The sequence below is a fragment of the Parabacteroides sp. KHUB-01 genome, assembly GCF_056640935.1.
Genome location: NZ_CM153256.1, coordinates 2,789,954 through 2,810,346, shown reverse-complemented (window position 1 = coordinate 2,810,346; position 20,393 = coordinate 2,789,954). Strand labels below are relative to the sequence as shown.

Genomic DNA, 20,393 nt, shown 5'->3' with positions numbered 1-20,393 from the left:
AGTTGAAATTTTTTATGTAAGTTTGCATAGTATGTTGACTATAAATTTTTGATACGATGAGAACAGAAATTTGTGAACGCATCGCAGCTCTCAGAAGTGCGATGAAAGAAGAAAACGTAAAAGCATATATAATACCGACATCCGATCCTCATATGAGTGAATATCCGGCAGCTTGCTGGAAATACAGGGAATGGATTTCAGGTTTTACTGGCTCAGCCGGAACAATTGTCATCACAGACAAGAAAGCCGGGTTATGGACAGACTCCAGATATTTCCTTCAAGCAGAAGCACAACTTGAAGGAACAGGAATCGACTTATATAAATTAATGTTGCAAGGCACACCATCCATTGCTCAATTTCTTTCTATGGAACTTAAGGAAGGTGATACTGTCGCATTAAACGGTCTTACTTACAGTGTTGCAGATGCTCAGAATCTTGAGTCTTCATTAAAGAAGAAAGGTATCAACCTTAATTGTAATCTTTCTTTGATTGACCCTATCTGGAAAGACAGACCTTGCATTCCTGACTCACCGATATTCGAAATGCCAATCGAACTTAGCGGAAAGTCTTCAGAAGACAAGCTTTTGGAAATAAACAATATGTTGCATCAGGCTGGAGCTGACTGCACAATTCTTTCAGCTTTGGACGAAGTTGCATGGACTTGCAATATCCGCGGAACAGATGTTTCATACAATCCGGTTGCCATCAGCTATGCATTCATTTCAAATAATGAGAACGTATTATTCATCAATCCGAAAAAGGTTCCGGCAGAAATTGCTGATAATCTTAAGAAAGAAGGATGGATTCTTGCCGACTATGGTAAATTGTTCGATTATCTGGCAAAACTTCCTGAAAATTGCAGAGTGTTCATCGACAGAGGCAGAACAAATGTAGCTATTTATAATGCTTTGCCAAAGAGCGCAATAATAATTGACGGTATTTCTCCAGCAAACCATCTGAAGAGTATCAAAAACGAAACTGAGATAAAAGGTTTCCGCAGTGCTGTTGTTAAAGATGGTGTTGCCATGACTAAATTCTTCTATTGGTTGGAAAAACAGATGGAAGCCGGAGAAAAAGTTACAGAGTTGAGTGCTGCTCATAAGGTTTCGGAATTCCGCTCCGAACAAGCTCTGTATGTTATGGACAGCTTTGCTCCTATTTCGAGCTATGGAGCTCATGGAGCCGTAGTTCACTACTCTCCTACTCCTGAAACTGACACAGAGTTGAAACCGGACAGTCTGTATCTTCTCGACAGTGGTGCTCAATATCTTGACGGAACAACAGATATTACCAGAACAGTCGCTCTTTGCAAAGAACCTACAGAGCAGATGAAAAAGGATTTCACACGCACTCTGAAAGGAACTATAGGCATTGCAAAATGTAAGTTCCCTGCCGGAATACGTGGTTGCCTCATCGATGCATTTGCCCGCAAAGCTCTTTGGGATGCAGGTATCAATTATCTGCACGGAACATGCCACGGTATTGGTCATTGCCTGAATGTTCACGAAGGTCCGCAGAGCATCAGGATGGAAGAAAATCCTGTAATCCTTGAACCGGGAATGGTTATGAGCGACGAGCCTGCAATGTACAGAACCGGCGAATACGGAATCAGAACTGAGAATATGGTTCTTATCCATAAGGATAGTGAAACAGAATACGGCACATTCCTTGGATTCGAAACTCTGACACTTTGCTATATAGACACTCGTCTGATTGTAGTTTCAATGTTATCGGCACGAGAACATGCATGGATAAACAAATATCATCAGCAGGTTTACGAAGAACTCAGTCCGTATTTGAACGAAGAAGAAAAAGCTTGGTTGAAGGAAAAGACGGCAGAAATATAATATTAGATACAAGGGGACAAGTTTACAAGGGGACAAGGAGAAAAAGCATAATTTCTGTAGCCTTGTCAACTAGTAAACTTATCAACTTAAAAACTAAAAAACTCATAAACTCAAAATGGCTTTAATAAAATCAGTAAGAGGTTTTACTCCTAAAATTGGAGAAAACACATTTCTCGCAGACAATGCGACTATTATCGGAGATGTTGAAATAGGTGAAGGTTGCAGTATCTGGTTCGGCGCAATTCTTAGAGGCGACGTAAACTCAATCAGAATCGGCAATGGTGTAAATATTCAGGATGGTTCTGTGTTGCATACATTATATGAAAAGTCAACTATAGAAATCGGTGACGATGTTTCAATTGGTCACAACGTAACAATCCACGGAGCTAAAATATGCAACGGAGCTTTGGTTGGAATGGGTTCTGTAATCCTTGACCATGCAGTTATCGGTGAAGGAGCAATTGTTGCAGCAGGTTCTGTTGTCCTAAGCAAAACAATCGTTGAACCGGGAAGTATATATGCCGGTGTTCCTGCTAAATTTGTAAAGAAAGTGGATCCGGAACAGGCAAAGGAAATCAACCAGAAAATTGCCAAGAATTATCATATGTATTCTTCATGGTATAAAGAAAACGAATAATGAGTTAGAGATGACGAGTTGACAAGATTAATAGGTTTAAATATCAGAAAATCTTGTCAACTTATCTCTAAAGACTCGTCTACTTTAAATCGAACAGTTAGCATAACTAAACTAAATAATAAATAAACGACAAAACGTGAAAAAAAGCATTTTACCTTTGGCAGCACTTACTGCCACATTATTCTCTTGTTCAGAGAAATCAGCAGAGAAAACAACAGAAATCAGTTATCCGGAAATTGCTCCGTTCAACCCGCCTACTTATGTTTGCTATCAGGCAGACAAAGATATAAAAGTTGACGGCAAGCTCGACGAGTGGGATGCAATTCCATGGAGCAGCGACTTCACTGATATTGAAGGAGACAAAAGACCTGCACCTCATTTCAAAACTAACGCAAAAATGGCTTATGATGAAAAAGGTATGTATTTTGCAGCTCTATTGGAAGAACCTCATGTGTGGAGCTATCAGACCGAGCACGACTGCGTGATTTTCAATGAAAATGACTTTGAGATATTTCTCGACCCAACCGGAGATACTCACAATTATCTGGAATATGAAGTAAATGCTTTAGGAACGCTTTGGGATTTATATTTGAGTCAGCCTTATCGCGACCGTCCTGCTGTTCTTAACGGATGGGAATTCAACGGTATGCTTTCTGCCGTTCATGTGGATGGAACAGTGAACAACCCGAACGATACTGACAAATCATGGTCCGTTGAAGTATTCATTCCATGGAATTCTTTAAATCAGGTGATGAACAAGAAAGGTATGCCGGAAGCCGGAGACCAATTCCGTGTGAACTTCTCACGCGTGCAATGGACAACAGAAGTCAAAGACGGAAAATACGTCAAAATTCCTATCAAGGGCGAAGACAAAATCCGTGAATACAACTGGGTTTGGGCTCCAACAGGTGTAATAAACATTCATATGCCGGAATATTGGGGATATGTTCAGTTTGCAGGCGTTAAGGCAGGAACTGATAATGTAGAATTCACTGCAAAGGCAGAAGAAAAGACGAAATGGGCTTTAAGACAGCTTTATTATCGCCAGAGAATACATCACGAAAAGGAAAACTCTTTTGCCGGCAATGCAGCATCATTGAAAGCAGAAGATATTTGCTCAGCTGAAGAACTTAAAAATCTAAACATTTACACAACTCCGTCGTTATATGAAATTACTTTGCCGGACACAAACGGTAAATTATGGCATATCAACCAGGACGGACTTGTATGGTAATTTATCAAATAAATCTTATCATCATGAAACATTCGAATCTATTGTTAATTGCCTTGGCATTGGGCGTTTCCTCATCAGCTTTAGCTCAGGAAGGAAAAGGTGGCATTTCTGAAAAAATGCTTGAACAAATCAAACAATCGTATCAGAATACTCCTTCTGACAAAGCAATACGCAATGCAATCAGTACCAACGACATCCGAAAACTGACTGTCAATCTGGACAATCAAAAGGCTATCGACACAAATTTCTCAGTAAAAGTTGAGTCAAAAGGTATCACAGACCAACAGTCTTCCGGAAGATGCTGGTTGTTTACCGGATTGAACGTAATGCGCTCAAAAGCTATTGCAAAATATAATCTTCCTAAATTTGAATTCTCTCAGAATTATTCTTTTTTCTGGGATCAGCTTGAAAAGTCAAACCTTTTCCTTCAGGCAATAATTGATACCGGAGACAAACCTCTGGATGATAAAACTGTAGAGTGGCTTCTGAAACATCCGCTTAGCGACGGCGGTACTTTCACCGGTGTTGCCGACATCGTGAGCAAATACGGACTTGTTCCAAAAGAAGCAATGCCTGAAACTTACAGCAGCGAGCATACAAGTATGATGTCATCTCTGATTTCTCTGAAACTTAAAGAGTTTGCTTTGGAGCTCAGAGAGATGAAGGCTAAAGGAGCAAAAGCTTCTGAATTCGAAAGCAAGAAAGAAGAGATGCTTTCTACTGTTTACAGAATGCTTGTACTGAATCTTGGCGTTCCTCCAACAGAATTTGATTTCGTAAGAAAAGATGAAAAGGGAAATGTTGTAGCAACTGAACATCACACACCAATGTCGTTCCTCGAAAAATATGGAGATGCAAATCTGCTCAACAATTATGTGATGGTTATGAACGATCCTTCACGTGAATATTACAAATGTTACGAAATTCAGTATGACAGACATAAATATGACGGTCATAACTGGAAATATGTGAATATTCCTATTGAAGACCTCAAGGAAATGGCTATTGCATCTCTGAAAGACAGCACTATGTTGTATTATTCATGTGATATCACACAATTGGATTCAAAGCGTGGTATTATGGATATGAACATTTATGACTATGGTTCACTGTTCAACACAACTTTCGGAATGGACAAGAAAGAAAGAATACAGACTTTCTCAAGTGGTTCGGCACACGCCATGACTCTTATGGCTGTTGACCTCGACGAAAACGGAAAGCCAAAGAAATGGATGGTTGAAAATAGTTGGGGCGACGGTGCAAACAACGGTCATCTTATTCTTACAGACAAATGGTTCGACGAATATACATTCCGTCTAGTGGTAGAGAAGAAATATGTTACTGAAAAAGTGATGAAAGCATTGAATCAGAAACCTATCCAGCTTCCGGCATGGGATCCAATGTTTGCCGGTGAAGAATAATCACAATAAGCCCAATACATAGGCAAAAACAAAGACACAGAAAACACAGAATAAAATAGCTCTGTGTTCTCTGTGTCTTTATTATTTTATTGTATAAAAATCAGCAAGCTTTGAAACTCATATCCAAACCTTTCACTGAGTGAGTCAACGCTCCAACTGAGATAAAGTCAACTCCACATTCAGCATAGTCTCTGAGCGTTGCAAATGTAATTCCACCAGAAGACTCGATTTCAAATCTTCCGCCAATCATTTCAACAGCCTTGCGAGTGTTTTCCGGAGTAAAGTTATCCAACATAATTCTGTCAACACCTCCGATATTCAAAACCTGCTGTATTTCGTCGAAATTACGAACCTCAATTTCAATCTTCAAATCTTTGTTCTTTTCTTTCAGATACTGATGGCAACGAGTGATTGCAGCCTCGATACCGCCGGCAAAGTCAACATGATTGTCCTTAAGAAGAATCATATCAAACAAACCGATACGGTGATTAACGCCACCACCGATACGAACAGCTTCTTTCTCAATCATACGCAAACCTGGAGTTGTCTTACGAGTATCCAAAACTCTTGTCTTTGTTCCTTCCAAAGCTTTTACGTATTTACGTGTTGTAGTAGCAATACCGCTCATTCGCTGCATAACATTAAGCATCAAACGCTCTGTCTGCAACAATGACTGTACTTTTCCTTCAACTTCGAAAGCGATATCTCCTTTCTTCACCTCAGCTCCATCCTGGATAAATACTGTCATTTTCAATTCAGGATCAAATGCGTCGAAAATACGTTTTGCCATTTCCACACCAGCAAGTACACCATCTTCCTTAACAATAAGATGGCTCTTTCCCATTTCTGTAGCCGGAATACAGCACAATGTTGTGTGGTCGCCATCACCAATATCTTCAGCAAATGCCAATCTGATTAGTTCAGATATCAACTGTTCTTTTGTTTCCTGTAAATTCATATGTTGTGAGTTTTTAAGTTTCTGAGTTTTTGAGTTTATTAGTTGACAAGTTGACGAGGCTACAGAAAATAAGATTTTTCTTCTTGACTACTTTATCAATCCTCCTTGTTCCCTTGTCAACTCGTCCCCTTGTTTCCTATCATTCAATCCTTATCGACTGAATTATCGCCTTATCATTTTCTGTGCGATAAGTAATATTCACACGATATTCCTTACCATTGGCATTAATTTTACCAACGATAAATCCGCGGTCTTTCTTGTCTGCATGATGTATAACCTGAAAACCAGAAATATTGCCGGTTTTGAAAAAACTTTCCAGGTCTTTCACGGCATCACTTCCTGAACGTACTTTTGATGTTCCACCTTGCAATGCCATATCCACTTCTTTATCCATAAGAGAAGACAAAGCGGCTGCATTTCCTTTACTGAAAGCACCTGAGATTGCCTTTATGTCCGCGGCATTGATATTTGCCAGGTAAAGGCACGAAAGTGCTACTGATAACATGAACCGTTTCATACCATTCTTCTTTTTACTGAATATAATGACACAAAGGTATGTATTTTTCTTGTAACTTAGCTGACTGAAACTTATTAAATGTAAGCAGATGAAAATTGCATTAGTTGTTATAGGCAAAACAGATGCCGGATATTTTGTGGAAGCTATCAACGAATACAAGAACCGCCTTTCACACTACATTCCTTTTGAAATGGAAGTTATTCCGGATATCAAGAATGTTAAGAACCTTTCCGAATCTCAGCAAAAGGAAAAGGAAGGCGAACTTATCCTGAAATCCATTCAGCCGGGAGATTATCTTGTTCTTCTGGACGAAAAAGGCAAAGATTTCACATCCATGCAATTCTCAGCATATATAGAGAAGAAAATGCACTCCGTTCCCAAAAGACTTGTTTTCGTTGTCGGCGGTCCATACGGATTCAGCGATGCAGTCTATAATGCAGCAAAAGAGAAAATATCTCTAAGCAAAATGACATTCTCGCACCAGATGATACGTCTTATCTTTATAGAACAGATTTATCGTGCAATGACGATTCTTAATAATGAGCCTTATCATCATGAGTAGGAGTTGAGAAGTCAAGGAATCAAGTAGTTAAGAAGTCAAGAAGATAAAACTTTTTTCTGTAGCCTTGTCAACTTGTCAACTCGTCAACTTATTCCCTTGTCAACCAATAAACTCAAAAACTAATAAACTTAAAAACTCATAAACTCAAAATGCTAGTAATACTCGATTCATACAGCTTAAACCCTGGTGATTTATCCTGGGAAAAATTAAAGGAAATTACTGATTGCGAATTCTACGACAGAACTCCAAAAGAGCTTATAGTAGAACGCTGCAAAAACGCAGAAATGGTTCTTACCAACAAAGTTCCTTTCAGTCGTGAAACTATTGAACAGTTGCCAAAACTTCGCTACATCGGAGTGTTGGCAACCGGATATAATATTATCGACACAGATTTTGCTAAGGAAAAAGGTATTGTTGTCACAAATATTCCTGCATACAGCACAGATTCCGTAACACAAATGGTTTTCGCTCATATCCTTGCCATATCAAACAGAGTTGAACATTATACGCAAGAGATTTCTGCCGGAGCCTGGAGTAACAGCAAAGACTTTACATACTGGAATACTCCTTTATTCGAACTTGCCGGTAAAACATTAGGATTGGTAGGTCTTGGAAACATTGGCATGTCAGTAGCAAAAGTAGCTTTGGCTTTTGGAATGAAGGTTATTGCTCTTACATCAAAACAGGCATCTGCTCTTCCTGAAGGAATAACTCCAGTTGACAAGGAAACACTTTTCAGAGAGAGTGATATTCTTTCATTACATTGTCCACTTACTCAAAGCACAAGGCACTTTGTAAATGCTGAAACTTTATCTCTGATGAAATCTTCGGCAATAGTTATTAACACCGGCAGAGGTCCGCTAATCGACGAAACCGCCTTGGCTGACGCTTTAAACAATAACAGAATTGCAGCAGCTGGTGTGGATGTTCTTTCTTCTGAACCTCCAAAAGCTGACAATCCTCTGCTATCGGCACGTAATTGCTATATAACTCCTCACATTGCCTGGGCAACTCATGAGGCTCGAGCAAGACTTATGGATATTGCAGTAAATAATGTGAAAGGATTTTTGGAAGGAAATGTTGTTAATAGGGTAAATTGACAAGGCTTCAGAGACAAGTTGACAAGGGAAATACATATATAATAAAACTTATATTTCCCTTGTCAACTCGTTCCCTTGTCAACTCGTTCCCTTGTCAGCTCCTCAACGACATTCCCATCCGTCAACCTATATTTCTGTCCGCTCTCCGGACAAACCGCAACACCATCAGCGTCAAACTCCAGACGATGTCCGTATTCACTCACCCATCCGATTTGTTTTGATGGATTGCCTACGACCAGAGCATAGTCCGCAACATCTTTTGTAACTACAGCTCCTGCTCCAATCATAGCATATTTACCTATTTCATGACCGCAAACAATTGTTGCATTTGCTCCGATGCTCGCACCTTTCCGCACAACAGTTTTCATATACTGATTCTTACGGACTATTGCACTGCGAGGATTAATCACATTTGTAAACACACAACTTGGTCCGAGAAAAACATCATCCTCACACGTAACTCCGGTATAAACAGAAACATTATTCTGAATCTTGACATTATTTCCTAAAACCACTTCAGGCGAAATAACTACATTCTGACCGATATTGCAGCGTTCGCCGATTATGCAGCCACTCATAATATGAGAGAAATGCCATATCCGCGTTCCATTTCCAATGTTGCAACCTTCGTCGACTACTGCGGTTTCGTGTATTTGACAATCAGGGTAAATCATGTTAGAGAGATTTAATTAAACTTTTAAGGTGACAAGGCTACAGAGACAAGGTAACAACTCGCCCCCTTGTCAACTCGTCAACTCGTCAACTCGTTCCCTTATTTATAAATCAAAAATATCGTCGGCTTCTTATTCAAATCCGGAAGTTTACCTGCCCATTCTTTCACAGGCTTAGTCTTGATATATTCATCATCACAAGTGATATTCGATGCAATACAAAGCTTTGTTGACGGACGGCAAGTCCTGATAAGTTCCTCTGCCAACTTCATATTGCGGTATGGAGTTTCGATAAATAACTGAGTCTGGTTTTCCGAATAAATTCGTCCTTCCAGTTTCTTAATCATATTTGTTCTTTCCGATGCATCAATGGGCAGATAACCATGAAAAGCAAAACTCTGACCGTTGAATCCGGAACCCATAACGGACATCAATATCGAAGAAGGGCCAACCAGCGGAACTACTGGATAATTCTTTCTCTGAGCTATTGCCACAACATCGGCTCCCGGATCGGCAACAGCCGGACAACCTGCCTCGGAAATAACACCGACAGACTCTCCTTTTGCCAGAGGCGCAAGATAACCGGCAACCTGCTCCGGCGAAGTATGCTTGTTTAATTCATAAAATGTCAAATCGTCAATAACTATTGACGGTTCTGTTTTCTTCAGGAAACGGCGTGCTGTGCGCACATTCTCAACTATGAAATGCTTTATCTGCAAAATCACTTCACGGTTGTATTCCGGCAAAACACGACGATGTTCGGTGTCACCGAGGGTGACGGGGATTAGGTATAATGAAGCAAGCATATTTTTGAGTTTATGAGTTTTTAAGTTTATGAGTTTTTAAGTTTATGAGTTTTTAAGTTGACAAGGGAACAAGTTGACAAGACTACAGGAAACAAGTTTTTTCTTCTTGACTTCTTGACTACTTAACTCCTTGACTCCTCAAACTCCGTGTTTTTTCCTGCAAAGTTACTATTTTTGCAAAAAGAAATAATAACAGAATGGCACTTCCTGAAGATTTTATCATACGCACACGCGCCTTGATTGGCAACGAATATGATGCTTTGGAAAAAGCATTGCAGAGTGACGCACCGGTTAGTATCAGAATTAACGGGCGTAAAGGTTCATGCAAACCGGGTTACGAATCTGTTGCCTGGTGCAACACCGGATATTATCTTCCGGAACGTATTCCTTTCACCTTCGACCCTCTTTTTCATGCCGGAGCATATTATGTTCAGGAAGCTTCTTCTATGTTTCTCGAACAGGCGATCAAGGCTTTTGTAGATTCACCTGTGACTTGCCTCGACCTCTGTGCTGCTCCAGGAGGAAAATCAACTCACCTACTCAGTCTTCTTCCGGAAGGCAGTGTTCTGGTGAGCAACGAAGTTATAAAGACACGAAGCAATATTCTTGCCGAAAATATTGCCAAATGGGGAAATCCCGAAAGTATTGTTATCAATAACGACCCGGCAGAGATTGGCGAGTTTACACATCTTTTCGACGTTATTGTCACTGACGTTCCTTGCTCCGGCGAAGGTATGTTCCGCAAAGATACCGACAGCACCGGCGAATGGAGCGTGGCAAACGTAAATCTATGCGCTTCCCGCCAGCGCCGTATCATTCACGATATTTGGAATGCTCTCAAACCGGGTGGATTGCTAATCTATAGCACTTGTACTTACAACACTGAGGAGAACGAAGATAATATACATTATATAATAGAGGAACTTGGAGCCGAAGCTCTGGAAATTCCGGTCCCTGCCGAATGGAATATCACCGGTGCACTGAAACACAGCAATCCGGTTTACCATTTCTTCCCTCACAAAACAAAAGGTGAAGGTTTCTTCCTTGCTGCTCTCAGAAAAGCTGATGGTGAAATCGAGGAGATTCGTATGGGCAAGAAAGGTAAGGACAAGAAAGGTAAGGACAAGAAACAGAAAGGCAGCAAGCAAGTCGCAGCTTTCCCTAAAAGTCTGGATAAATTTCTTATTGCTCCTGACAATTACAAACCTCAATGGGCAGATGCCTCACAGAGCATTATCAGAATGCAATCCGAAAATGTTTCCCGCCTCTCGGATTTGTTCATCAACAAACTCCGTGTTCTTTCTGCCGGTATCGAACTTGGCGAGGTGAAAGGTAAAGACCTTATCCCATCACAATCTCTTGCTTTAAGCTATGCACTCAACCGTGATGCTTTTCCTTGCGCTGAAGTTTCGTGGGAAACAGCAATACAATATCTCCGCAAAGAAGCCATCACCCTTCCCGAAGGGACAGAAAAAGGTTTTGTTCTCCTCACCTACGGAAACATTCCTCTTGGCTTTGTGAAAAATCTCGGCAACCGCTCAAATAATCTTTATCCACAGGAATGGAGGATAAGAAGCGGATATAGTCCGGAGAAGGAGGTTTGTGTTGGTAGGATTATTGGGTAAAATATTTAAACACAGAGACGTTGAGACACAGAGTTTTCATTTTATCTTCTAATATTTCCTCTGTGTCTCAGTGCCTCAGTGTTTAACAAACGAAAGGCCATTTCCCCGAAGAGAAACAGCCTTCCTTAGACATTTAATTTTTATTCACACGCCCTTTCATTCCTCACGGAATTACTTCATCGGGCTTAGAACTTTTAAATTACACTACTATTATTAATAACTAAAAATTAAAGGTTTCACTCTCACGAGTTACTTAAATTCTTTTTTAATCATCAGTCGTCAGTTATAAGGATTATATTTTAAAAGAACGGGAGCAGCAAGATTCAGCGGGCATCTTTTCCCGAGAGTCTTTCCGCCCCCGCCTGTTTTTAAGATTATTTCGTTTTGAGCTTTGAGTTGTAAGATTGAACTTACAAACTCAAAAACTCATTAACTTATAAACTTATTTTACATTTACTTTGAAGCTTTCACCTTCAACAGCAACTACTACGATACCTGCTGGTACGTTGATTGTTGCGTTGTCTGATGTCAATACTTCGTTAGCTACTACCTGACCTAAGATTGTAGATACTACTACGTTCTTACCTGCAGCGTTCTTAACTACTACTGAACCGTTCTGAGCAACTACTGCTACTTCAGATGCAGATACACCTTCGTTAGATGTTGGAGCTTCAGCTGGAGTAACTGTCAATCTCAATGCAGCATCTGCCTGAGTTGAGATATATAACTTCTGGTTGTGAGCTGCTACATAAGTATAACCATTCAAAGATTTGATGATATATTCATCTTCAGATTCTGGAGACTGAACAATCTGGAACTTGTAGTTTTCGATATCTTCAACCTTAGTCAAATCTGCAGACTGGAAGATTACTTTTGGCAAATTATCACCATTTACATTCAAAGCAAAGTCTTCAACTCTTTCTGCACTTGCAGTACCATCATTGTAAGCATCCAACGAGTCTGTTGCATTGTACATATAGTTGCCTGCCTTAGAAATCATGAATGATGGAGTTACAGCTTCTGAATCTGTTGTATCCAACCAGAATGTCAAATCTTCCTTCGTATATTCAGCCTTCAAAGTTGATACAGGAGCAACTATACCTTCTTTGTTTTCGGCATTCATAGCTACATAACCACCATTAACAGCTTCCATTGTTACGTGCTGAGGAACGTGGTTGAAGCTTGTACCTGGAGTTTCTTTTAAGATATTGAAGTCATATTTGTGATCAATACTATAGTCATAATAAACTGAAGTACCAGCAGCTTCAATAACAGCTGAAGAAGTTCCGTCAAGATCAAATGTCTTCTCATTTACATCATTCAATACATCACGCAACTCATCATTTGTACCAACAGAAATCAATGAATAAGAACCATTCTTGTTAATCTTAACCAAGAAACGTGGAGCTTTAGATTCATCATTCTGTTTTACTACTGTTGACATATCAGCTGACAAATAATAGTTTTCGCCATCAGCACGCAACTGTTTGAATGCGTAAGATACTACAGCAATTGAATCTCCATCAACAATTGTCTTAGTATCATCTTTTCCAGCTTCCTTCAAAACGACATAGTTATTAACTGTATAGATTGTATCAGACAAAGCAGTAGCTGTAGATGCTGCATCGAATTTAACTACCGAGAACTGAGCAGCATCCAATTCTTCTTTAGATACTTCTACTGTTCCGTTGTTTCCTGTTTTATTCTGTTCAGCAGTAACGAACAATTCAGAAGCCAACAAGTTGTTTGCTCGAGATTTAAACATTAATCTTACCAAACCAGCATTATCCAATTCTGTTGATGCATAACCTGCTTCAGCATCAGGAGTTAAAGCAGTAAATTCAGCAGTCAATCCACTCAAACCTGTTTCTGATTTTGTTGTATATTCCTTAGTTGTTTTATCAACATAAGCATATTCAAATCCTAATGTTTCTGCTCCACGCAATTCATATACATTTTCTTTATCTGTTGAAACAAGTTCTACAGCAAATTTAATATCAGAATCTTCTCTATTCTGGAATGTATATTCATTTCCATTAACTTCTGTAACAATCCACTGGTTTTCTGGTGCATTCAAATTTGTAAAGTCTGAACCATGTGCTAATATCTGAGTTCCATCAATTGATAGATATTTATTATATTCAGATTTTGTATTAGGATCAGTTTCATTTGCTACAGCTTTTTCTTTACTTACAAACTTGATATTGAATACTGAAGCCTTATCTGTTGACAAGAAATTCTTAGCAGTAACAGTACGGTTGTTTATGATAGTTGCACTATATTCAACTTTACCAGTAGCTTCTGCCTTACTTGTTGTTGTTACAATTCTTGAAGTCTGGTCATTAATCAAAGCTATTCTCAAAGGAGATGCTGTTGATTCCAAAACATCATCTTTATCTTCGTTAAGACCATAAACTGTTCCAGCCATCTGGAATACATATTCACTTGTACCTGCCAAACGAACTACAGTATACTGTGCATTTTCGATAGCATATTTTCCTTGTTTCCAAGCTGCAACATCTAGGCTTGATTCTGCCAACAAACGATCACCTTTTACTTCTATAAATTTAGCAGATTCACCAAATGCTGTATGACCTTCAATATTCCAAGTTTCTTCTTCTACTTCACTTGGATTAATAATAATGAATGTTGATTTATTAAATTCATCATTACTCAAATTACTACCAGTTACAGATGATGGCCAAGATGTTGCCAAATAAATTTCTGTACCATTATTTTTAGTAAATGCCTTAATTTCTTTGTTAAATGGATTTACAGTAGCCTTATGATCCTTATCAAACTGATAGTTCAAAGAGAAAGAACCACGGTTTACATCATTCAAATCTGATGCTGTGATTGTTTCATCTGCAACTTCCTGCAATAAATAATTCCAAGAGTCATTATGAGAAGCAACACCAACAGCTTTAAATTCAGCACTACTCTCACCTGTTCTGGCAAAGCCTACATAAGTAAGTTGATTCTTTCCGTAATCAACAAAAGCTAATTCATCTTCATATCCTTCAGATGTTTCTTGAACAAAAGCCGAATATTTTGTTCCATTATATTCAACAATAGGGAATTCTGTTCCTTCTGCATTCTTTAATTTATAAACAGTTGATCCATTTGTTGTTTCACGAGTAATATACCATTGATACTTTTTATTTGCTTTATTAGCTTCTGTTGAAGCAACAGCAAAACCTTCCTTAGAATCTGGTGACAAAAGGGCGTTAGAAGTTGTCGCTTTACCGCTTGCATTCACATAAACATGATACAAAGCAGAAGTTCCATCTTTCGGCATTTCTTTTACAAAAGTCTGTGCAAAAGCAGAACTACTCAACAGCGAACCACCCAAAGTAAGTGCCACTGTCAAAAGTGTAGAAACTTTCTTGTTCATAATTAATAATAATTTAATTGTTAATATTGAGTTATAAAATTCATTCAACAATTAATTTACGGAGAAAAACATCAGGATGGCAAAACAAAAAAAGTGCAGACCGTTTGTTTCATTATTAAACAGCGGTCTGCACTTTCTTTAAAGTGTCAGTATAAATAGTAGCATAAAAAAAGTGCTGACCGTTGTTTATTATTTGTTCTAAGGCATCGGCAAACGCCCTCAAGTCAATAAAACAACAGCCCGCGCTCTATACGGTATAGTTCTTTTCCCTATAAGCTACAACAAAGCCTTATATTCTTAAAAAGAAGAATACAGCAGAGCGCAAGCATTTATTGTCTATTATTCTGACTTGTTAAAAATTTTGCCGATTTTTAGAACAAGAATAATATCCGTAAATGCATTGCATTATTCTAATAAGTAATCCCGTTGCAACAAAACGCTATTTGTCTAGGATTTGCTGCAAAGTTAAGTAGTAATTATTAATCTAAATGCTAACATACTTGGAGAATGGACTATTCCAGGGAAAAAGACATAATATTAAGGCTGAAAGCCTTTTTATAGCCCAGGGCGTGAGCCCTGGGTTACAGATACATAATAAAACAAAGCTCTGAAGGAGCGACACAATGTTCTGTTATGGTTTCGTCGTTAATAGAGAGTCGCTCTTTCAGAGCTTAGAACAGATGGGGGTTACATTTACCCAGGGCTCACGCCCTGGGCTATACAAATCAGGCAAATGCCTGATTTGACAAGGCTTTCAGCCTTGATAGATAGTTCAGAATTCGTCAAACTCACGTTAATATAAAGAAACAAGGCCTCATGGAGAAGCGTATAATTACTTCTCCATGAAGCCTCGTCAACTTGTATCTTGTCAACTTGTCTCTGTCCTCACTTTATTCCCTCAAACAACTCATTCCTGTCTTCTTTTTCCTGAGTTGCTTTTGCCTTGAAACTATTGAATGTATAGCTCAGAGTAAGCATAATCTGCGGGTATTTCGGACGGATTTTGGTATAAATCTTCAGGTCCGGAGTGTTTATATCATTAATATAACATGCAGAACGGAAAATATCCTTGAAGGCAAGAGTTGCCGTGAGACGGCGGTTGAAGAGTTGCTGACGGATGGCAAGATTAGCATACCAATAAGAATCGCTCCTTCCCTGTGTGGTTACGGATGGACCGACAAAACTGCCGTCGAGCTGCAGACGAGTGTATTTGCCAAGAGTGAAAAGGTTGTTCCACATTATATCATAATTTGTGCTGGACTCGTGTTTTCCTCCTGCCGAAAGTTCGTTCACGACTTTATAATGATATACGTTTCCATTGAGCGTTGTGTTCCACCAGCGCGTAGGGTGAAGATTTATGCCAAGTTCCAAGCCGGTTGAATAGTCACGACCGACATTTGCCATTGAATCCAAAGAAACAGCTCCTTCGAAAGGAACACGCAGACGCTCCACCTTATCTTTGCGGAAACGATGGAAAGCTGTTGCCGAAACAGAGTTTTCACCAAAAGACTTGCTGTAATTCATTTCGAATGAATGAATATATTCCGGACGGATATCAGGATTTCCAATAACAGCAGAGTAGAAATCATTATATGTAATATATGGTTCCATAAACCACAGCTGCGGGCGTGTGGTTCGATAGGAATAAGACAACAATAGTTTCTGCTCACGCGGTAAAGTGTAACCCAGATGCAATGAAGGGAAAACTTCGAAACGCTTGTTTATGCGGCTTGCGTCAGGAATGGATGAAAGCAGTTGTGTGTGCGTATGCTCACCACGCAAACCGAGCTGAGCGTCGAGCTTGTTGAATGTTCCGGAAAGTATGGCATAAGTAGAATGAATTTCTTCACGGAAATAAAAAGTATTGTATGCTTCGGGCTGTTTGTCGAAAACTCCGGTAGAAGGATTCCACCATTCCATTTCAAAATCACCATCCTCGAGATAAGAATAATATTGGTATCCGGCTTCGAGCTTTGCCTTGTCCGACAGAGGAAGGACATAATCAGCATTGGCTCTCATGGTTTTGCGGAATTCAGCTTCGTAGTAGCACATTCCGTCCTGTCTCCTGCCCTGCATGTCCAGAAGTTCGTTGTAAGAATATTCCAGAGAATTTCCTCCATATTTATAATAGAACGAAGCGGAAATCTTGTGGCCTTTGTCATTGAAACGATGAGTGAGGGCAAGATTTCCCTGTCCGAAATCTTCAGAGTTCTCGAAATCATTATTATTGTTATATACAGCAGAGAAAACATTCTGCCCGTTCACGGTGTGAGTTTCCTTGTAGAGCATGTCACCGTTGTGAGTTCGTCCTCCGTGTCCGCCCTCGACATTAACCTCAAAAGATGTTTTAGGCAAATCAATGCTCCATCCGCCTTTCAGTGAATAATTGAAACGGTTTCCTTTCTGTGGTCCGGAAGCATCTAGAGAAAAGACTTTGCCATCGACAGAATTGTTGGACTGAAGCAATTCGTGATTACTGCGGCTAAGCTTGTCCGACCATTGTCCGCCGACAAACCAGCGGGATTTATTGTTCTGCTGATTAAGAAGGAAATCGCCACGACGTGTCAACCATGTGCTTCCGGAAAGATTAACCATTCCACTAAGACCTTTCAGGAAATGTTTCTTTGTTATGATATTAATTATACCGACTTCGCCTTCGGTATCGTGTTTTGCCGAAGGTGTTGTTATAATCTCTATATTTTCTATCTGAGCCGCAGGGACCTGTTCTAGGGCTTGAGTTCCGGAGAAAACACTTGGCTTGCCATCGACATATACAAGAAAACCGGAACTTCCGCGGAATGTTATATCGCCATTGGCATCGACACGAACTGAAGGTGTATTTTCCAAAACATCAACAGCCGAACCACCGGCGCCCATAATATTCGATGAAGCCTCAACTACTTTCTTGTCGAGTTTATATACAAGCTGGCGTTTATCTGCAAGAATCTCAACTTCGGCAAGACCAACCTCTAGCGGACGGAGCTGTACATTGCCAAGATTGATACAGGAATTATCCTTGACTTCCAAAGATTTTACGGTGAAAATATCATATCCGACAAGGCGTACAATCAAAGAGTAATTTCCTTCTTCAACAGAAGAAAAGCTGAAATTACCATTCTCGTCGGGAAGAGTTTGCATAAACAGTTTGCTGTCTCCGGATTTAAACAACAATACATCTGCAAAATCAATAACAGAACCTGTATTTGCATCTGTTATACGGCCGGTAAGTGAAACACCTGACTGGCACCAACAGCATATGCTGTAGAGATTTAAGGCTAACAGCCATAAAAGTTTTTTCATTTTCCTCTCTCTTTATTATTCAAGTTTCGCAAGCTCAACTTTCAGATAACAAGTTGACAAGAAAACAAGTTAACAAGATTTTTAGATGATAAATTGTAAAGTTAGAGGTGTTTTGACCTTGTAAACTTGTCTCTGAAGCCTTGTTGACTTTTAAGTTAAGGCACTTGCGAAATTTAGTTTATTAATTACAAATGCACAAAGTTAATGAATCAAGAGAGCTTGACAAATGAAAAAAACATTTTATAAGGAATATGAAAGAGTAAGCCATGCAACACGTGCATCACGATTTCTTATCTGAACCATATTCATCGCTTCAGTGTTGATAACTGTTGTTTCCTCCAAACTGTCGAATATGTTATTCACAGAAAGAGTGGCGCGAAGATGACGGTTCAGGAAATATTGCGACAAACCGGCATTAACGCTGTAATGACTTTTTATCTCGCCCTGAGCTGTAAGCTGGTCAGAAATATAGAATCCGTCAATCTGTAATTCTGTAGTTGGTGTTATCTTAAAGTTGACGTTTCCTTTTGCATCCCAGCACCAGAGAGATTTGGTTTCGCCAAAACCAACGTTTCTTCCGTCAATCTCATCACGATAAACATTTCCGGAAGCGCCAATTGTCATAAAGCGGAACGGACTCCAGTTTCCGGCGAGTTCAAAACCTAGAGTCTGTGTGTTGCCTATATTCTCCTTACGCCAGACTGTTTCTTCCTCGATTTGTGTGGCAACTTCCATTATACGGTTGTTGCGATGGCGGAAATAAACAGCTGGAACAACACGGAAATCTGTCCCGTTAATCTGATAAGATAATTCCAAAGAATGTATATTTTCATCTTTCAAATCAGGATTTCCCTGTAGAAGATGAGTCGCATCACTATAATCAATAAAGCTGTGCAATGATGAGCCATACGGACGAATCACTCTTTCCTGATAGCGGAGCATCAGTTCATTATTGTCATTGAATGAATATCCAATCTTTGCGCTCGGGAAAAGATGAAAAGAGTTGTTAGTATTATCCTGAACCTTGAGCTTGCTGAACTCGCCCTGTAAAGCTGCCTCAACAGAAAGATTGTTCCACTCCTTTTCCACACCAAGATAAATAAGGTTAAGAAAACGGTCAGCATCATAGTTATATGTTTTCTGAGCATTTTCTATCCATGAGTCACCGTTCTTGTTGTTTGCCTGAGTGTCATAATTTTCCAGTTTAGCACGTCCGATATAGCCGAACTTCATGGAAAAGTCATCAGAAAAATGATTCTCATATCCGGCAGACCAATAAAAATTGTTTTTCTTCTGAAGGATGAAAAGATTATCTTCTGCTGCTATTTTTCCGTTTGCCTTGTTTTCGTTCTTATAGTCGTTATCTTCGTCGTAGGTAAAATTGTTGTAATTGAAAACGACGTTGAGCGATACTTTATCCGAGAATGAATGTTTCCAGCGGGCTTCGGCAGATGCTGCTTCCTGACGCTGGTCGTTATAACGGTGACGGAGTATATCTTTCATTTTCTCCCCCGCAGGCGAAAACACAGAATTGTTTATTCCTCCGTAACGACTGTAATCCATAAGATAATACATACCATAAACAGAAACAATATCATTTGACGACAAGTCATAACCGACAAATAAATCTGCCAGGTGAATGTCCGGACGGGCATCAGCATTGTTGTTCATAACGGTTTTGTTTGCCGGAGTGATTGTTGTCTTGTCGAATTTACGGGAACGATATTCTCGGCGATAGTTATATTTTGCAGATATATGGAACTTCCCGGGATGCAGATTGACTGCTGCACCTGCATTATATCTGTTGTGCAAACCACCACCGAGAGAAACTGTAAGCGGAGATTCTTCCTTATTATAATATGTAGAAGCAAAATTCAGAATACCGGCATCGCCGTCGGGAATCATATCAGCAGGAGTAAATGACGAAACAGCTATTCTGTTGAAAAACATTGCAGGAAGCTGAATGAGCATATCACCACTGTATTCTTCCATCAATCCGTAAGGAATACCGTTTATCAACATTGCCGGACGGTTGGAACCTCTGAACGTCACTCCTCCTTCAATATCTGTCACGACTGATGGAATCTGGCGGACAGCTTCGGATGCTGTAACAGATGAAGAACTAATATTATCGGAAACTGTAAGAAGTTTTACCGGTCCATTGCTTAAACCAGAAAAACGCTTTCCTCGAATTTCAATATCCTGAACTGTTAGAGTTGTATCAGTAGGTGTCTGTGCCAAAAGGCTAGTTGAAGAAATGCAGAAAAATGAAGAAATTATCAATAAATCACGAATCATATTCCAATTTTTATAAACTGTTT

Annotated in this window: 14 protein-coding genes; 7 read left to right on the top strand and 7 right to left on the bottom strand. The window is 39.6% G+C overall.

Going from position 1 to position 20,393, the window contains the following annotated elements:
* Positions 1–56: 56 nt before the first annotated feature.
* The 4 genes from ACYIAR_RS11985 (at position 57) to ACYIAR_RS11970 (ending at position 5,139) form a co-directional block, all read left to right on the top strand.
* Positions 57–1,847 carry an aminopeptidase P family protein gene (locus ACYIAR_RS11985; protein WP_480329789.1) on the top strand — a complete coding sequence of 597 codons (1,791 nt, stop codon included), beginning with the start codon at positions 57–59 and terminating at the stop codon, positions 1,845–1,847.
* A gap of 115 nt (positions 1,848–1,962) precedes the next feature.
* A complete protein-coding gene (locus ACYIAR_RS11980) occupies positions 1,963–2,484 on the top strand; it encodes a gamma carbonic anhydrase family protein (protein WP_480329788.1) in 522 nt (173 codons plus the stop codon).
* Between the two features lie 136 nt (positions 2,485–2,620).
* Positions 2,621–3,718 (top strand): carbohydrate-binding family 9-like protein, encoded by a 1,098-nt coding sequence (locus ACYIAR_RS11975; protein WP_480329787.1) that lies wholly within the window; start codon positions 2,621–2,623, stop codon positions 3,716–3,718.
* Between the two features lie 23 nt (positions 3,719–3,741).
* A complete protein-coding gene (locus ACYIAR_RS11970) occupies positions 3,742–5,139 on the top strand; it encodes a C1 family peptidase (RefSeq protein WP_480329786.1) in 1,398 nt (465 codons plus the stop codon).
* Between the two features lie 100 nt (positions 5,140–5,239).
* Here ACYIAR_RS11970 and nadC read toward each other — a convergent pair whose 3' ends face one another.
* Together nadC and ACYIAR_RS11960 are read right to left on the bottom strand one after the other, a co-directional pair.
* Positions 5,240–6,097 carry a carboxylating nicotinate-nucleotide diphosphorylase gene (gene nadC / locus ACYIAR_RS11965; protein WP_480329785.1) on the bottom strand — a complete coding sequence of 286 codons (858 nt, stop codon included), beginning with the start codon at positions 6,095–6,097 and terminating at the stop codon, positions 5,240–5,242.
* A gap of 139 nt (positions 6,098–6,236) precedes the next feature.
* Positions 6,237–6,614 (bottom strand): DUF4783 domain-containing protein, encoded by a 378-nt coding sequence (locus ACYIAR_RS11960; RefSeq protein WP_480329784.1) that lies wholly within the window; start codon positions 6,612–6,614, stop codon positions 6,237–6,239.
* Positions 6,615–6,702: 88 nt separating this feature from the next.
* On the opposite strand from ACYIAR_RS11960, the gene rlmH reads away from it, so the two are divergent.
* Together rlmH and ACYIAR_RS11950 are read left to right on the top strand one after the other, a co-directional pair.
* Entirely contained in the window at positions 6,703–7,176 is a 474-nt protein-coding gene (gene rlmH / locus ACYIAR_RS11955) for a 23S rRNA (pseudouridine(1915)-N(3))-methyltransferase RlmH (RefSeq protein WP_480329783.1), read from the top strand.
* 149 nt (positions 7,177–7,325) lie between these two features.
* Entirely contained in the window at positions 7,326–8,276 is a 951-nt protein-coding gene (locus tag ACYIAR_RS11950; protein WP_480329782.1) for a D-2-hydroxyacid dehydrogenase, read from the top strand.
* 62 nt (positions 8,277–8,338) lie between these two features.
* On the opposite strand, the gene ACYIAR_RS11945 is transcribed toward ACYIAR_RS11950, so the two are convergent.
* Together ACYIAR_RS11945 and ACYIAR_RS11940 are read right to left on the bottom strand one after the other, a co-directional pair.
* Positions 8,339–8,950, bottom strand: a complete 612-nt coding sequence (locus ACYIAR_RS11945) for an acyltransferase (protein WP_480329781.1) — start codon at positions 8,948–8,950, stop codon at positions 8,339–8,341.
* A gap of 98 nt (positions 8,951–9,048) precedes the next feature.
* Entirely contained in the window at positions 9,049–9,753 is a 705-nt protein-coding gene (locus ACYIAR_RS11940) for an SAM-dependent methyltransferase (RefSeq protein WP_480329780.1), read from the bottom strand.
* A 197-nt stretch (positions 9,754–9,950) separates the two neighbouring features.
* On the opposite strand from ACYIAR_RS11940, the gene ACYIAR_RS11935 reads away from it, so the two are divergent.
* Positions 9,951–11,378 (top strand): methyltransferase RsmF C-terminal domain-like protein, encoded by a 1,428-nt coding sequence (locus tag ACYIAR_RS11935; RefSeq protein ID WP_480329779.1) that lies wholly within the window; start codon positions 9,951–9,953, stop codon positions 11,376–11,378.
* 442 nt (positions 11,379–11,820) lie between these two features.
* Here ACYIAR_RS11935 and ACYIAR_RS11930 read toward each other — a convergent pair whose 3' ends face one another.
* The 3 genes from ACYIAR_RS11930 to ACYIAR_RS11920 form a co-directional block, all read right to left on the bottom strand.
* Positions 11,821–14,772, bottom strand: coding sequence for a DUF6383 domain-containing protein (locus tag ACYIAR_RS11930; protein ID WP_480329778.1), 2,952 nt, complete (start codon positions 14,770–14,772; stop codon positions 11,821–11,823).
* Between the two features lie 885 nt (positions 14,773–15,657).
* On the bottom strand, positions 15,658–18,072 hold the full coding sequence (locus ACYIAR_RS11925) for a TonB-dependent receptor domain-containing protein (protein ID WP_480329777.1): 2,415 nt from the start codon (positions 18,070–18,072) through the stop codon (positions 15,658–15,660).
* Positions 18,073–18,312: 240 nt separating this feature from the next.
* Complete coding sequence (locus tag ACYIAR_RS11920) at positions 18,313–20,370, bottom strand: TonB-dependent receptor domain-containing protein (protein WP_480329776.1); 2,058 nt, start codon at positions 20,368–20,370, stop codon at positions 18,313–18,315.
* Positions 20,371–20,393 lie beyond the last annotated feature (23 nt).

Excerpts from the sequence above, each read along its gene's own strand:
- ACYIAR_RS11985 (WP_480329789.1), top strand. The coding sequence starts at position 57 with ATGAGAACAGAAATTTGTGAACGCATCGCAGCTCTCAGAAGTGCGATG.
- ACYIAR_RS11980 (WP_480329788.1), top strand. The coding sequence starts at position 1,963 with ATGGCTTTAATAAAATCAGTAAGAGGTTTTACTCCTAAAATTGGAGAA.
- ACYIAR_RS11970 (WP_480329786.1), top strand. The coding sequence starts at position 3,742 with ATGAAACATTCGAATCTATTGTTAATTGCCTTGGCATTGGGCGTTTCC.
- nadC (WP_480329785.1), bottom strand. The coding sequence starts at position 6,097 with ATGAATTTACAGGAAACAAAAGAACAGTTGATATCTGAACTAATCAGA.
- ACYIAR_RS11960 (WP_480329784.1), bottom strand. The coding sequence starts at position 6,614 with ATGAAACGGTTCATGTTATCAGTAGCACTTTCGTGCCTTTACCTGGCA.
- rlmH (WP_480329783.1), top strand. The coding sequence starts at position 6,703 with ATGAAAATTGCATTAGTTGTTATAGGCAAAACAGATGCCGGATATTTT.
- ACYIAR_RS11950 (WP_480329782.1), top strand. The coding sequence starts at position 7,326 with ATGCTAGTAATACTCGATTCATACAGCTTAAACCCTGGTGATTTATCC.
- ACYIAR_RS11945 (WP_480329781.1), bottom strand. The coding sequence starts at position 8,950 with ATGATTTACCCTGATTGTCAAATACACGAAACCGCAGTAGTCGACGAA.
- ACYIAR_RS11940 (WP_480329780.1), bottom strand. The coding sequence starts at position 9,753 with ATGCTTGCTTCATTATACCTAATCCCCGTCACCCTCGGTGACACCGAA.
- ACYIAR_RS11935 (WP_480329779.1), top strand. The coding sequence starts at position 9,951 with ATGGCACTTCCTGAAGATTTTATCATACGCACACGCGCCTTGATTGGC.
- ACYIAR_RS11930 (WP_480329778.1), bottom strand. The coding sequence starts at position 14,772 with ATGAACAAGAAAGTTTCTACACTTTTGACAGTGGCACTTACTTTGGGT.
- ACYIAR_RS11925 (WP_480329777.1), bottom strand. The coding sequence starts at position 18,072 with ATGAAAAAACTTTTATGGCTGTTAGCCTTAAATCTCTACAGCATATGC.
- ACYIAR_RS11920 (WP_480329776.1), bottom strand. The coding sequence starts at position 20,370 with ATGATTCGTGATTTATTGATAATTTCTTCATTTTTCTGCATTTCTTCA.